This window comes from Bradyrhizobium centrolobii (assembly GCF_001641635.1).
Lineage (GTDB): Bacteria > Pseudomonadota > Alphaproteobacteria > Rhizobiales > Xanthobacteraceae > Bradyrhizobium > Bradyrhizobium centrolobii.
This window is the reverse complement of the sequence record NZ_LUUB01000109.1, coordinates 14,922-29,834: the sequence shown is the minus strand read 5'-3', so window position 1 is coordinate 29,834 and position 14,913 is coordinate 14,922. Positions and strand designations below refer to the sequence as shown.

The window sequence follows — 14,913 nt, the reverse complement described above, 5'->3', positions numbered from 1 at the left end:
ACGCGGGCGTACCGTATCCCGTCATTTTCGACGAGAGGATGTGATCGTGGCCGACGACAACAAAGAACTAAACTCCCCGCAGGGGGCCATGAAGGGGGACATGGAAGAGAGTGTCATGGAAACTCTGCTGCTTCCATTCTCGCCGCGCTTCATCGTCCTGACGATTTGCGCGGTCGTCACTGCGCTCCTGATCGGCATCGCCGACCGCAAGATCTTCGACATCCTGCTGACACCGATCCTGATTTTCGGCGCGCTGACGCTGCTCGGCGTCCGCGATCTGCTCCAGAAGAGTCACGCGGTCCTGCGCAACTACCCGATTTCGGCGCACATACGCTTCCTGCTCGAGGAGATCCGGCCCGAGATGCGGCAGTATTTCTTCGAGAGCGAGAAGGACGGCATGCCGTTCTCGCGCGACACCCGCGCGGTGGTCTATCAGCGCGCCAAGATGGAGCTGGACAAGCGTCCGTTCGGCACCCAGGAGGACGTCTACCGCGAGGGCTATGAGTGGATGCATCATTCGGTCTCGCCGAAGATGCGGGCGGAGGAGAAATTCCGCATCACCATCGGCGGCCCCGACTGCAAGAAGCCCTATTCGGCGTCGGTGTTCAACATCTCCGCGATGAGCTTCGGCGCGCTCAGCCCGAACGCGGTGCGCGCGCTGAACGCCGGCGCGAAAAAGGGCGGCTTCGCGCATGATACCGGGGAGGGCGGCTTCAGCCCCTATCACCGCGAGATGGGCGGCGACATCATCTGGGAGATCGGCTCCGGCTATTTCGGCTGCCGTCATCTCGATGGCAGCTTCGATCCGGACGCGTTCGCACGTGTTGCCAGCGAAGACCAGATCAAGATGGTCGAGCTCAAGATCAGCCAGGGCGCCAAGCCCGGCCATGGCGGCGTGCTGCCGGCCGCCAAGGTCTCGGAAGAGATCTCCAAGATCCGCGGCGTCTCGATGGGCGAGGATTGCATCTCGCCGGCCTCGCACCGCGCGTTCTCGACCCCGGTCGGCATGATGCAGTTCGTCGCCGAGATGCGCAGGCTGTCCGGCGGCAAGCCGGCCGGCTTCAAACTGTGCATCGGTCACCCCTGGGAATTCCTGGCGATCTGCAAGGCGATGCTGGAGACCGGCATCTACCCCGACTTCATCGTCGTCGACGGCAATGAGGGCGGCACCGGGGCCGCGCCGCTGGAATTCATGGATCATCTGGGCATGCCGATGCGGGAAGGCGTCAGTTTCGTCCACAATGCGCTAGTCGGCATCAATGCGCGCGACCGCATCAAGATCGGCGCGTCCGGCAAGATCGCCACCGCCTTCGATATGGCGCGCGCGATGGCGATCGGCGCCGACTGGTGCAATTCGGCGCGCGGCTTCATGTTCTCGCTCGGCTGCATCCAGTCGCTGAGCTGCCACACCGACCGCTGCCCGACCGGCGTCGCGACGCAGGATCCGACGCGGGCGCGCGCGCTCTATGTGCCGCTCAAGATCGACCGCGTGCACAACTATCACCATGCGACGCTGCACTCGCTATCCGAGCTGATCGCCGCCGCCGGCCTCGAACATCCGCAGCAGCTGCGCCCGATCCACTTCACCCAGCGCAATTCGACGACCGAGGTGAAGTCCTTTGCACAGCTCTATCCGTCGCTCCGCCCGGGCGAGCTGCTCGAAGGCACGGAGGACTCGCGCTTCCGCGACGCCTGGCGGATGGCGCGGGCGGAGACGTTCCAGCCGGCGCTTTGAGGCGCCGGCCCACCGCATGATATCCCCGCCGGCGGCGTGGATTCGTCGCGAGCCAAGCCAAGGTTTAAGGTCTGTGTCAGCTTTGGGTGCAAATTGGTCCCATGGACGAACGACGCAGCAAAGCTAGGCATCGCGTACTGAAGGCCGGAACGATCGAGTTCGGCGGCGGCGCGATCGACTGCACCGTTCGCAATTTCTCGCACACCGGCGCAGCGCTCGACGTCACCAGCCCGGTCGGCATCCCCGAACACTTCACGCTGTTCATCCAGGCCGACGGAACGCATCTGTCTTGCCGTGTCGTCTGGCGCAAGGAAAAGCGGATCGGGGTGCAGTTCGGCTGAGGGCTGGCGTTTGACGCGAGCCCCTGACACAACTCAATCGTCTGCCCGGCGAAGGCCGGGACCCAACCCCAGGATCGAGTTAGGCGAAGGCTCGTCGACGGAGATCTCGCACCAAACTTCTCCCTGTGGGTATGGGTCCCGGCCTTCGCCGGGACGACGAGCGGAGGTTGGTGCGCGGCTATGCCTTTACGCCAGACAAAAGCGCACTCCGGACGTGTAGCTTTTGCAGCGAAATTTACGCCGCCGCCCGCTCATCTCTCCGGCTCGCCAGGATCTTGTCGATCCTGCGGCCATCGAGATCGACGACCTCGACATGCCAGTCGCCGAGATCGAAGGCGTCGCCGACGTTCGGCAGCACGTTGAACTGCTGCAGCACGAGGCCCGCCACCGTGTTGTAGCGGTGGTGCGGCGGCAGCTCGATGCCGAGGAGCTCGCCGAAGTCGTCGACCGGCATCCAGCCGGAGATCAGCAGCGAAGAGTCCGCGCGCCGGACATAGGCGGGCTCCGGCGGGCCTTCCTCGGAATGAAACGCGCCGACGATCGACTCCAGAATGTCGGCCGCCGTCACCACACCCTCGAAGGCACCGTACTCGTCATGCACGAGGCCGATATGCACGGGCGCTTCTTTGAGGATCGCGAGCACGTCGCGCGCGTCGGCCGAGGCCGGAATGATCGGCGTCTCTCGCACCAGCGCGCGCAAATCGGGCGTCCGCTCGCGCATATAGGCCACGAGAAGGTCCTTGGCCTGGAGCACACCGATCGGCTTGTCGCGGTCACCGTCCGAGACGGGGAAGCGCGAATGCGGGCTTTTCGTGATGAGCGCCTGGATCTCTTCCGGACTGTCGTTCAGGTCGATCTCGTCGACTTCCGTGCGCGGCGTCATGACGGCGCCGACCGGCCGGTCGCCGAGCCGCATCACGCCGGCGATCATCTCCTTCTCGCCGGGCTCCAGCACGCCTGCGCTTTCGGCTTCGCTGACGAGATGATGGATCTCGTCCTCCGACACCTTCTCCTCGGCCTTGCCGCCGCGGCCGAGCAGGGTGAGGATCAGCTTGCCGGAGAGATCGAGCAGAACGACGAGCGGCAGCGAGATCCGCGCCAGCCAGTCCATCACCGGCGCGACCTTGACCGCGATGCTCTCGGGGTCGCGCAGCGCCACCTGTTTCGGCACGAGCTCGCCGACGATCAGCGTCGCATAGGTGATGAGGGTGACGACGATGCCGACGCCGACGATGTCGGCGATGCCGGCCGACAGGCCGAGTTCGACCAGCCATTGCGTCAGCCGCTGCCCCAGCGTTGCGCCCGAGAAGGCGCCCGAGAGCACGCCGACCAGCGTGATGCCGATCTGCACCGTCGAGAGGAACTTTCCGGGATTGGCCGCCAGCATCAGCGCCCGCTCGGCGCCGCGCACGCCCCTGGCGGCCAGCAGCGAAAGCCGCGCAGGGCGGGAGGAGACGACCGCCAGCTCGGACATGGACAAGAGGCCGTTGATGACGATCAGGACAACGACGATGACGAGTTCGACAGAGAGCATTGTTCGCAAATGGATGGGTTAACGGTCCGGCGGAGCGCCGGGCCGAACCCTCAATATATGATCTTCATGGCCGGTTTCGCCGGTTCCGATCAAAATGTCGCAGGCGAAATTCAGGCGCTCTCGCCGCCGGGGTTTTCCAGGCTGAACGTCTCGGACTGCTCGTCATAGGCGAACAGCTCTGCGTAACGGCCCCAGGAAACCACCGTCTTCAGCGTCTCGTCTGCATAGTCTTCGGACATATAGTCCTCGAGCTCGTTGCGGAAGCGCGCTGCGGGTGCGGTGTGCGAGGGACGTTCGTCCAGCACGCGGCGGATCAACCCCATCACCGGAACGTAAGTGACGAGATGTTCGGCGAACAGCCTCTTGCGCGCGTCGGTCTCGAGATTGGCAAAGCGCTTACCCGCTTCGGTGAGCATCAGGTCGCCTTCGCTAAGCTGGGCGAACCGTAACAGCTGCAGGGACTCGCCGAGATGCAGGATCTCGTCGGCCTCGAGCTGAAGCTGGCTTGCGAGCACCGGCAGGTCAGCGTGTCCGTGATAGGGCGCCCCCGCCAGCGTCTCGATCAGGCCGGACAGCACGTTGGAGGATGCGTGGTGCAGGGTCATGCCGACGCCGGAGCCGGGGATGCCTTCGATGGCGGGCGCCTTGGGCTCCGCGCGCTGGGTCATGCGCGCGTAGATGCTGTCGACGAGCTGGCGAAAATGCGGATCGAGCCGGTTGCGCGGATGCGTGAGTTCGACCTTGATCTCGGCGGCGACACGACCTGGATTCGATGAGAACACCAGGATGCGATCGCACATCAAGACTGCTTCCTCGATATTGTGCGTCACCATGAGGATCGACTTGATCGGCAGCCGGCCCTCCATCCAGAGATCAATCAGATCTGTGCGCAGCGTCTCGGCCGTGAGCACGTCGAGCGCCGAGAACGGCTCGTCCATCAAGAGTAGGTCCGGATGCACGACCAGCGCCCGGGCAAAGCCGACGCGCTGGCGCATGCCACCCGAGAGTTCCTTGGGATAGGCCGACTCGAACCCGTCGAGGCCGATCAGGTCGATCGCCGCCAGCGCGCGCGTGCGGCGCTCCGTGGCATCCACGCCGAGCGCTTCGAGCCCAAGCTCGACGTTTTGCAGCACCGTCAGCCAGGGAAACAGCGCGAACGACTGAAACACCATGGCGACGCCGTTCGGCGGCCCGATGATGGTCTCGCCCCGGCAGGTTGCCTGTCCCGAGGATGGGGCTACCAGACCGGCGATGATCCGCAGCAACGTGGATTTGCCGGAGCCGGAACGGCCAAGCAGGCCGACGATCTCGCCCGAGCGGATGGTCAGATCGACCTTCTCCAGCACCAACAGTTCCTCGCCGCTGCCCTTCGGAAAGGATCGGCAGACACCACGAATATCGATAAGGGCAGAAGCTTTATCGAGCATGATGGCCTCCTCGTCACCCGAGCCGCAGGCGGCGCTCGCCGAAGGCGTAGAGCGGCCGCCAGACCAGACGATTGAACAACGTTACCAAGATGCACATCGTGGCGATTCCGAGAACGACGCGTGGGAAGTCGCCGGCTTCCGTCGCAGAAGCGATGTAGGCGCCGAGCCCGGTGGCCTTCAGATGCGTGTCGCCCCAGCTCGCGACCTCCGCGACGATCGACGCATTCCAGGAGCCGCCGGAAGCGGTGATCGCGCCGGTGACGTAATAGGGGAAGATGCCGGGAATGATCACCTTGAACCACCACCGCCATCCACCAAGGTGGAGACTGCTCGCGGCCTCGCGCAGATCGGTCGGAAAGGCGCTGGCGCCCGCGATGACGTTGAACAGGATGTACCATTGTGTGCCCAGGATCATCAGCGGGCTCAACCAGACATTGGGGTTGAGCCTGAAGCTGACGATGGCGACGACGAAGACGGGAAAGGCGAGATTGGCCGGAAACGCGGCGAGAAACTGTGCCAGCGGTTGGATGCGTTCGGCAAGTTTCGGACGCAAACCGATCCAGACGCCGACCGGCACCCAGATCAGCGTTGCGAGGGTGATCAGGACGGCGACGCGCAACAACGTGATCAGCCCGTCACGGATCACTATGAGGACGTCGGGCATGCCGAGACTCGCCGAGAGGTAACGATAGCTCAGCCAGGCCGCATAGGCGGTCCCGGCGAGGATGAGCGCAATCCAAACCCCGTCGATCAGCCGCGACGGCCGGCCTTTGGCTTTGGTCGCCGGCCGCAGTTCTGGCAGCGGAACCCGTAAATTCGAGATCGCGCGATTGATCGCCGAAAAGGGAAGTGTGAGAGCGCGCAGCGCCCGGGTCCGGCGAAACAGGTCGAGTACCCAGGAAGCCGGCGCCTCGCCGGACGCCGTCTGCTCGAAGCGGAATTTGTCGGCCCAGGCGACGATCGGACGGAACAGCAATTGATCGTAGGCGATGATGACGAGCAGCATCGCCAGGATGGCGTAGAAGATCGCGGGCAAATCTTGCTGCTGGATGCCCAGCGCGACATAGGAGCCGATGCCCGGCAAGGTCACCGTGGTATTGCCGACAGTGATCGCTTCCGAGGCGACTACGAAGAACCAGCCGCCCGACATCGACATCATTGCGTTCCAGATCAGCCCCGGCATCGCAAACGGCACGTCGAGGCGCCAGAAGCGCTGCCAGCCGGACAAGTGAAAGCTTTGCGTGGCCTCTTCCAGATCCTTGGGCACGTTGCGCATGGACTGGTACATGCTGAACGTCATGTTCCAGGCCTGGCTGGTGAAGATCGCGAACACCGAGGCGAGCTCGGCGCCGAGCACCTGGCTCGGAAACAGGTTCATGAAGAAGACGACGGTGAAGGTCAGGAAGCCCAGGATCGGCACCGACTGGAGGATGTCCAGCACCGGGATCATGACCATCTCTGCCCGCCGGCTCTTGGCGGCGATCGCTGCGTAGATGAAGGTGAAGACCGTCGAACACACGATCGCAAGCAGCATGCGCAAGACGGTGCGCAGCGCGTAGAGCGGCAGGTTTGCCGGATCGAGCGAGACCGGCGTGCGCTCCAGCTCGGACAGGGGCGCGGTGGTTTGCTCGCCGCCGTAGACGATCAGCACCATGGCGCCAATCACCAGGATCAGTGCGACGACGTCCCAGACATTGGGGCGCAGCGCCCGGCCGATCGCGGCCGTGCGGATATATCTCGGCTTCATGGGGCCCGCCCTTGGGCTAGAACTCGGCGTGCAGGCGGCCCGAGAAGATCGAGACCGGCCCGCGGTCGGCGTTATAGGCCGGGTTTGTGATCAATTGATAGTCGGCGGTCAGCGTCACGTTCTTGACCACCGAATAGGCGTAGTAGGCCTCGAGGATGCGTTCGGTGCGATAGTTGAGCTGGCCGTCCCCGATCAGGAGGCCGAGCCCGCCGGCCGCAAGGAAGTCGCGATGCGCGGCCGACAAACCATTGATCGCGCCACCGATGCCGACCGTGTCGTCCGGCCGTCCCCACCGGCTGCCCTTGATCGAAAGGCCGCCTGAAATGCTGCGATCGATGTCGGTGAAGGACAGGATCTGGTTCTGCCCGTCGTTCCAGCTTGCGCGGGCGAACAGTCCGACGTCGTTGACGATCTGCTGTTCGAGATTGACGTAGAAGCCGTATTTGGGCCGGTTGCGCTGGGTCGCAGTGGCAATGTCGTTGATGTCGAGCGCCGGATTTGCCGCAGCAAGGTCCACCACCTCGCGGTAGTTGGCGGTGTTGCCGCTGTTGGCAAAGACGCCGACGCGCAGCTTGCCGGGCTGCTCGAAGATCGCATGGCGTTCCTCGAACTCGACCGCGGTACCGCCCGTCTTGAAGGTAAGGATGTCGCTATTGGGCGCGGACGGCACCTGAAACAGGCCGGCGCGGATCGCCCAGTCCTTGCGGTTGAGCTCGACCACTGCGCCGCGGGTATAACCGGGAAGATCGGCGGGGAAGTCGTATGCTGCCGACGCCCACATTGCCCAGTTCATGAAGTCGGCGCGCGGATCCTTCGCATAAGCATTGCCGTCGAAGAAATCGCCGATGGCAAAGCGGCCGACGATCAGCGTGACGCGGTCGATGTCGCGCTTGCCCGCGAGCTGGTTCGGCGCATCGGCGACATCTTCCTGCTCGCCGCCGAGGCCAAACGTCTGCTTGAAATAGTAGCGTTGCGGCCGGATCTTCGGGAAAGCCGCGCCGGCCTTCTGCGCTTCGCCGTTGGAAAAGCCGCCAAGCCCGAGCGTGCCGTTGAGGCCAAAACCCTGCGCCAGCTCGGGATTGAAATAGAACTCGCCGCCGTCCCACAGGCGTGCGCCCAGGAAGGCCGTCGTCGTCCACGTCGCCTGCAGCTGGCCACCGCCGGGAAGGCTTTGCGGGCCGGCATAGGGCGAATGGATGGGACCATAGCCCTGCGGCAGGAACGTCGTCTGTGCGTGGACATTCCAGTCGCTGGACTCAGGCAGCTTCGTCTTGCCGTCGACGGGCGGCATCCACGGCGTGTCGCCGAATTGATAGTTCAGGCCGAGCTTGAACAGATGGACGCGCGGTTCGACGTTGAGGTCGCCGAAGCCGAAGCTGCTTAGGTCGTAGGTCCGACGAGACAAGTCGACATATTCGTACTCGGCCTTTGCGGTCCAGTTGCCGCTGACGGCGTATTCCAGGCCAAGTCCTGCCGTCCAGCCCGTCTGGTAGTGTCCGACGCGCGCAATGACGTCGCTGACGGGGGGATCGTTGATGTCGACATGGGTGTGTCCCCAGGCGAAGCCGCCGGTGACGTAAGGCATCAAGCGGCCGAACGCGTAACCGATGCGGCCGCGCACGGTGCCGACATAGTCAATGGTGGTGTTGAAGGGTTGAGGGTCCCGTTCCAGCGCCGGTGTATCCAGCGGGCCGGGGAACGTGGCGTCCGCCTCGATGCCGAGAACGACGTTGTTGGCGAGTTGACGATTATAGCCGAGCTGATATCCGCCGTTCAGTCCCATCGCGCTGTGGGGCAGGAACACGCCCTGCTCCGGCAGCGGGTGAGTGCCGGGACCGAAGCTCGCATCGCCATAGCCAAAATGGCCGCCGACATAGAAGCCGGTCCAGTCATAGAGAGTTCTTGCTGCCCGCGCTTTCAGCGGCAGGTCGGCCGCAAAACCCGCGGCGGGCAGCATCAGCACGCTGGAGGCGATCGCAGCCGTCCGCAAGACCCGGTGTCGGTGACCTCTCAACGTCAAACGCACGTCCCCCAGACGCAAATGTGCCCCAACCGGCGCGATATCACTGCCGATTCGCGGCGATCCTGTCATCAGGTCCTGGTTGTTCGTCCGAACCGGCGAGATGATCCCCGCCCGGTACGATTTCTTCCCAAGTCCCTGCGCTCGTTGCGAACCTTATTGCGAGTAATTCGCAATAGCAACTGGCGCGGTCTGCCGCAGACGATGGTTGGCATCCTTGTGTGACGGGACTGCAACAAAATCCTGGCCCCAAAAATGGAAGACCCGCCCGGGGGGACAGCCGGGCGGGTCGGGGGCACGACACGGGGTGGATGAGGCGCCCGTGTCGAACGCAGGATCCACGTGAGATCGGCCTCAGCTACTCAAATCAGTAGCAAGTACGGACGCGGCCGACGTACCGGCCGAAGGCGTTGTACTGGGCGACCCAGCCGCAACGGTGATAGCCATTGTAATAGGGGTCGCTGGCGGCGATCGCGCTGCCGACGATGGCGGCGGTGGCGATGCCGGCGCCGACCCCCCAGCCCCAGCCGAGCGGCTTCGCCTCGGCCTGCGAGGTGGTGGACACGACACTGCCGGCCACAGTGAGGGCAGCGAGAGCGATTGCGGCAATCTTGGTCTTGACCGACATTTGAAACTCCATCCGGCTTGAGGCGGTGCGTTGTGGTCCGCGTGCCCAATTGGACGGAGGCTCTTCGCGTCCGGTTCGAAGCCGCCAAATGCGGCCATCGAGTCCAACGCTTTCCTGAAAGATTACAGAAGGATGCGGCCTAGCTGAGCGGGCCCCTGGCGAGCCGGCTCACGTCGAAGTTATCGACCTCGGCAAGCAGCTCGCAGAAGGCGCGCGCGCCCTGGTCGACAAGCTGCTCGCCCTGCTCGCGCGAGGCCAGCGTCGCGTTGCCGACGGCGCCGCTTGCGTTGAGATCCTGCGCCTGCCAGGCGAACGGCGCGGGCCGCTGTGTCGACAGCCAGCGATACTGCTTCTCCATCGCGATGCTGCTCGCGGGAAAATCCGCGATTGCATCCATGCGCACCTGATCGGGATAGCGCGCCAGCATGATCGACGTCTCGACCGCGCCGCCATGGATGCCATGGCGCACTTCCTCGGCCGGGAACAGTTTGTCTGCTGCGGACAGCCGCGACCAGGATGTCGTGACCACGAACAACTTCTGATGCGCGCGAAGATCCTGCGCGACCAGCATCATTGCTGCGCTGTTGCCGCCATGGCTGGTGATGATGACGAGCTTTTTCACGCCGCGCCGCGCGACGTCTTCGCCAAGTCCGGTCCAGGTCTTGAGCGCGACGTCGGTCGGCAGCGTCAACGTGCCCGGATAGTCGATATGCTCGGTGGAAATCCCGACGGGTTGAACGGGCAGGAAGGTCGCTGGGACGTTTGCGGGCAAGAGCTCGCGCACGCGCGCCAGATAGGCGTCCGCGATCAGGACGTCGGTCTCAAACGGCAAATGCGGGCCGTGCTGCTCGGTCGCCGCCAACGGCAGCACCGCGATCCAGCGCGACACCTCCGCAGGGCTAGCCTCAGTCCAGCCGATCTCGGTCCAGTCGCGGGGAGGCGTCATCGAGGTTTCTTTGCGCGAATTTGTCACGTAGTTTGTACATATCGAGGGGACGCGGGCCCGGCCGGCTGCGTCCCCGAACTTCTTGCGGTTTTATCGCGTTGGTTTCACATGGGCTAGTCACATGGGCCAGTCACTTGGGCCAGTCACTTGGGCTAGACGCGATCGACGGAGTGCAATCATGAGCCCCTCTCATCTGCGGCGAGCGTTAACGGCGGGCTTGATGGCCGTCTTCGTGTCGCTTCTCCCGGCGCGCGCCGAGACCCTGGACAAGGTCTCCTTTGGCACCAACTGGGTCGCCGAGGCCGAGCATGGTGGCTTTTTCCAGGCGGTCGCCGACGGCACCTACAAGCGCTACGGGCTCGACGTCACAATCGTCCCCGGCGGGCCGAACGAGAACAACCGGATGCTGCTGATCGCGGGAAAGATCGATTTCTTCATGGCGGCAAACACGCTGATGTCGTTCGATGCCGTGACCAACAACGTCCCCGTGGTCACGATCGCCGCGATCTTCCAGAAGGATCCGCAGGTGATGCTGACGCAGCCGGATGCCAAGGTCACGAAGATCGAGGACCTCAAGCCGCTGACGTTGTTCGTCTCCAAGGAGGGCATGACCAGCTACTTCCAGTGGCTGAAGTCCGAATACGGTTTCAGCGAGAAGAACGTCCGTCCCTATAATTTCAATCCGCAGCCCTTCATCGCCAATCCCAAGAGCGCAATGCAGGGTTACGTAACGTCCGAGCCCTTCGCGGTGGAGAAGGCAGCCGGCTTCAAGCCCAACGTGCTCCTGCTCGCCGATTATGGCTTCAACACCTATTCGACCCTGATCGAGACCCGCCGCGACATGGTCGAGAAGAAGCCTGATCTCGTGCAGCGCTTCGTCGATGCCTCGATCGTCGGCTGGTACAACTACATCTACGGCGACAATTCCGCCGGCAACGCGATGATCAAGAAGCTCAATCCGGAGATGACCGACGAGCTGCTCGCCTATTCCGTCGCCAAGATGAAGGAATACGGCATCGTCGATTCCGGCGAGTCGTTGAAGAACGGAATCGGCGCGATGAGCGATGAGCGCTACACCTCGTTCTTCGACAAGATGGTGAAGGCCGGCGTCGTGAAGCGCGATCTCGACTATCGCAAATCCTATACGCTGCGTTTCGTCAACAAGGGCGTCGGCGTCGAGCTGCGTCCCGCCAAGCCGTAACGCAAAGCTGATGTCAGACGCCAGAGCTTCGTCCGGGGGCGAGACCGGCCTGACGGCCCTGGCCGTCAGGCTGCGCGGCGTGACGAAGACCTACGACAACGGCGTCATGGCGCTTGGTCCGCTCGATCTCGCCGTGCGCAAGGGCGAGTTCGTCTCGCTGCTCGGGCCGTCCGGCTGCGGCAAGTCCACCGCGCTGCGCCTGATCGCGGGCCTCGCCGCGCCCTCGTCCGGCACGGTGCGGGTGTCGCGCCATGAGGGCGTGGCGCAGCCGGGCCACGGCATCGGCTTCGTGTTTCAGGAGCCGACCCTGATGCCCTGGACCAGCGTCCGCGAAAACGTGCGGCTGCCCTTGAAGCTCGCACGTGTGCCGAAGGCCGAGGCGCGCGCGCGTGTCGATGAGGCGCTGGCGAGCGTCGGCCTCGCCGAATTCGCCGCGGCCTTCCCGCGCGAACTCTCCGGCGGCATGAAGATGCGGGTGTCGCTGGCGCGCGCGCTCGTCACCGATCCCGATATCCTGCTGATGGACGAGCCCTTCGCGGCGCTCGACGAGATCACGCGCTTTCGCCTCAACAACGACCTGCTGACGCTGTGGCGAGACCTGGGCAAGACGATCATCTTCGTCACCCACTCGGTGTTCGAGTCCGTCTACCTGTCGCAGCGCGTCGTGGTCATGACGGCGCGGCCCGGCCGCATCCAGGCCGACGTCCGCATCGAGACTGTCGAGCCGCGCGGCGAGGAATTTCGTACCTCAGCCGCCTACGCCGATTATTGCAGAAAAGTGTCGGGCGCGCTTGCGCCGTCCTATTCGGGGCAGTCGATGCTATGAGCGCGCAGCCCTCCATCACTGCAAAGCCATCCGCGGCGCAGCGCGCGGTGCGCTTCGTGCTTCCCGTGATCGTCTTCGCGGCCGGCCTTGCAGCCTGGGAACTCGTGGTTCGCGTCAAGGAGATCCCGCCTTATGTGCTGCCGGCGCCGTCGGCCATCTTCCTGACGCTGATCAATGACTGGGCGGTGCTGTCACAATCGCTCGCCACCACACTGCTCACCACGCTTGAAGGTTTTGTGGCAGCAAGCATCGGCGGCATCGCGCTGGCGCTGTTGTTCAACCAGTCGAAATGGGTGGAATATTCACTGTTCCCCTACGCCGTCGTCCTCCAGGTCACGCCGGTGATCGCGATTGCGCCACTGCTCCTGATCTATCTGGATCAGCAGACAGCCGTCGTTGTCTGCGCCTTCATCGTCGCCTTCTTCCCGGTGCTGTCGAACACAACGCTCGGGCTCAGTTCGGTCGACCGCAACCTCGCCGGGCTGTTCCAGCTCTATGGCGCGTCCGCACCCCAGACCCTGCGCTTCCTGAAATTGCCATCGGCGCTGCCCTATATTCTCGGCGGCCTGCGCATTGCCGGCGGGTTGTCGCTGATCGGTGCTGTCGTGGCCGAGATTGCGGCGGGCACCGCCGGCGCGGGCTCAGGACTCGCCTACCGGATCGCCGAGTCCGGCTACCGTCTCAACATACCCCGCATGTTCGCGGCGCTGCTTTTGTTGTCGCTGGCCGGGATTGTCATTTATGGGTTGCTGGCGCTAATTTCGCACCTCGTTTTGCGGCGCTGGCATGAGAGCGCGCTTGGAAAGGAAAGCTGATGACCACCGGTTCGATTTCGTCCGAAAAGATCGACCTTCTGATCTATGGGCCGGTGCGGCCGATTCTCGACAACGGCTTTTCCGATCATTTCGTCGTCCATAAGGCCGAGACCCGCGCCGATCTGGAGCGGCTGACGCCGGCGGTTCGCGAGAAGATCCGCGGCGTCGCGGTGACCTATCACACCGTGCGCGCTGACAAGGATTCGCTGTCGCATTTCCCGAAACTCGAGATCGTGGCGAGCTTCGGCGTGGGCTATGACCACATCGATGCCAAATATGCCAGCGAGCACAATGTCATTGTCACCAACACGCCCGACGTTCTGACTGAAGAGGTCGCTGACGTCGCGATGGGCCTTCTGCTCGCCACCTTGCGCGAATTCATCAAGGCCGACCGCTACGTGCGCTCCGGGCTCTGGCAGACGCAGAACTATCCCCTCAGCGTCGGCTCGCTGCGCGACCGCAAGGTCGGCATTGTCGGCATGGGCCGGATCGGCCAGGCCGTTGCGCGCCGGCTCGACGCCTCGCTGGTGCCAGTGGTCTATCATTCGCGCAACCCGGCAAAGGATGTCTCCTACGAGCACTATCCCGACCTGATCGAGATGGCGAAGGCGGTGGACACGCTGATGGTGATCGTGCCCGGCGGCGCCAGCACCAACAAGATGATCAACGCCGAGGTGCTGAAGGCGCTCGGGCCGCGTGGTGTGCTGATCAACGTCGCGCGCGGCTCCGTGGTCGACGAGCCGGCCCTGGTCCAGGCGCTCAAGTCCGGCACCATCCTCGCTGCCGGCCTCGACGTGTTCGCGGCTGAGCCGAACGTGCCCGACGAGCTCAAGTCCATGCAGAATGTCGTGCTGCTGCCGCATATCGGCTCGGCGTCAGTGGTCACGCGCAACGCCATGGACCAGCTCGTGGTCGACAATCTCAAGACCTGGTTCGCCGGCAAGGCGCCGTTGACGCCGGTGGCGGAAACCCCGGTGAAGGGCCGCTGATGATAATTCTACGGGGCTTTGCGTTGATCATCGCGGCATGTGTCGCCGCGATGAGCCCTGCGCGAGCGCAGGATGCGACGACCCTGAAGAAAGAAATGGTCGGGCAGTGGGAGCTCTCGACCACCGAGCGCAGCAAGACCTGCGTCGTCACGCTGAAGGGTGACGCTGCGGGCCACGGCCTCAAGCTGGAGCTTGAGCCGGCCTGCAAGACCGCGCTGCCCTTCACCAAGGACATCGTTGCCTGGAGCGTCAAGGGCCTCGATATCGTTCGCCTGCAGGATGCGACCGGTGAAGCCGTCATCGACTTCACCGAGGTCGAGGCCGGCATCTTCGAAGGCTTGCGGCAGGGCGAGGGCGTCTACATCCTGCAAGATCTCGCCGCGGCACGCTCGATGGCCAAGTCGATGGACCAGATGATCGGTGACTGGGCCATGGTACGCGGCAACGGCCAGCCGATCTGCGGTCTGACGCTGACCAACACAGAGGCGGGCCCGGACAATTTCCAGGTCTTCCTCAAGCCGAAATGCGATCCCGTCATCGCGCAGTTCAATCCGACGCAATGGCGGCTCGAACGCGGCCAGATCATCCTGATGTCGAAGGCCGGCGAGACCTGGCAGTTCGAGGCCGATGACAACGCGCAATGGCGGCGCGTTCCCGACACCGCCGATCCCCTGATCATGCTGCGTCAGTAGACGCGCCACATT

At 64.0% G+C, this 14,913-nt stretch carries 13 protein-coding genes; 7 read left to right on the top strand and 6 right to left on the bottom strand.

The genetic code is table 11. The features are described from left to right. Positions 1-115 precede the first annotated feature (115 nt). The gene (locus tag AYJ54_RS40150) at positions 116-1,735 is read left to right on the top strand and encodes an FMN-binding glutamate synthase family protein (protein WP_063708060.1); all 1,620 of its coding nucleotides are present in this window, start codon (positions 116-118) and stop codon (positions 1,733-1,735) included. A 101-nt stretch (positions 1,736-1,836) separates the two neighbouring features. Further along, entirely contained in the window at positions 1,837-2,076 is a 240-nt protein-coding gene (locus tag AYJ54_RS40145; RefSeq protein ID WP_063708028.1) for a PilZ domain-containing protein, read from the top strand. A 235-nt stretch (positions 2,077-2,311) separates the two neighbouring features. Here AYJ54_RS40145 and AYJ54_RS40140 read toward each other — a convergent pair whose 3' ends face one another. The 6 genes from AYJ54_RS40140 to AYJ54_RS40115 form a co-directional block, all read right to left on the bottom strand. Beyond that, complete coding sequence (locus AYJ54_RS40140) at positions 2,312-3,610, bottom strand: hemolysin family protein (protein WP_063708027.1); 1,299 nt, start codon at positions 3,608-3,610, stop codon at positions 2,312-2,314. A 110-nt stretch (positions 3,611-3,720) separates the two neighbouring features. After that, positions 3,721-5,037, bottom strand: coding sequence for an ABC transporter ATP-binding protein (locus AYJ54_RS40135; RefSeq protein WP_063708026.1), 1,317 nt, complete (start codon positions 5,035-5,037; stop codon positions 3,721-3,723). Positions 5,038-5,050: 13 nt separating this feature from the next. Continuing rightward, positions 5,051-6,784, bottom strand: a complete 1,734-nt coding sequence (locus AYJ54_RS40130; RefSeq protein ID WP_063708025.1) for an ABC transporter permease — start codon at positions 6,782-6,784, stop codon at positions 5,051-5,053. Between the two features lie 16 nt (positions 6,785-6,800). Further along, the gene (locus AYJ54_RS40125; protein ID WP_082906051.1) at positions 6,801-8,741 is read right to left on the bottom strand and encodes a carbohydrate porin; all 1,941 of its coding nucleotides are present in this window, start codon (positions 8,739-8,741) and stop codon (positions 6,801-6,803) included. A gap of 430 nt (positions 8,742-9,171) precedes the next feature. Next, positions 9,172-9,432, bottom strand: a complete 261-nt coding sequence (locus AYJ54_RS40120; RefSeq protein WP_063708059.1) for a hypothetical protein — start codon at positions 9,430-9,432, stop codon at positions 9,172-9,174. A 139-nt stretch (positions 9,433-9,571) separates the two neighbouring features. Next, complete coding sequence (locus AYJ54_RS40115) at positions 9,572-10,378, bottom strand: creatininase family protein (RefSeq protein ID WP_063708023.1); 807 nt, start codon at positions 10,376-10,378, stop codon at positions 9,572-9,574. A gap of 178 nt (positions 10,379-10,556) precedes the next feature. On the opposite strand from AYJ54_RS40115, the gene AYJ54_RS40110 reads away from it, so the two are divergent. The 5 genes from AYJ54_RS40110 to AYJ54_RS40090 are packed head-to-tail and all read left to right on the top strand — an operon-like array spanning position 10,557 to position 14,901. Continuing rightward, on the top strand, positions 10,557-11,579 hold the full coding sequence (locus tag AYJ54_RS40110) for an ABC transporter substrate-binding protein (protein WP_063708022.1): 1,023 nt from the start codon (positions 10,557-10,559) through the stop codon (positions 11,577-11,579). Between the two features lie 10 nt (positions 11,580-11,589). Next, positions 11,590-12,405: an ABC transporter ATP-binding protein gene (locus tag AYJ54_RS40105; protein WP_063708021.1), complete on the top strand. Its 816-nt coding sequence runs from the start codon at positions 11,590-11,592 to the stop codon at positions 12,403-12,405. After that, entirely contained in the window at positions 12,402-13,220 is an 819-nt protein-coding gene (locus AYJ54_RS40100; protein WP_063708020.1) for an ABC transporter permease, read from the top strand. The genes AYJ54_RS40105 and AYJ54_RS40100 overlap by 4 nt, the downstream gene beginning before the upstream one ends. Further along, a complete protein-coding gene (locus AYJ54_RS40095) occupies positions 13,220-14,209 on the top strand; it encodes a 2-hydroxyacid dehydrogenase (RefSeq protein ID WP_063708019.1) in 990 nt (329 codons plus the stop codon). The genes AYJ54_RS40100 and AYJ54_RS40095 overlap by 1 nt, the downstream gene beginning before the upstream one ends. Next, the gene (locus AYJ54_RS40090; RefSeq protein ID WP_063708018.1) at positions 14,209-14,901 is read left to right on the top strand and encodes an AprI/Inh family metalloprotease inhibitor; all 693 of its coding nucleotides are present in this window, start codon (positions 14,209-14,211) and stop codon (positions 14,899-14,901) included. Before AYJ54_RS40095 ends, AYJ54_RS40090 begins: the two co-directional genes overlap by 1 nt. Positions 14,902-14,913: the final 12 nt, after the last annotated feature.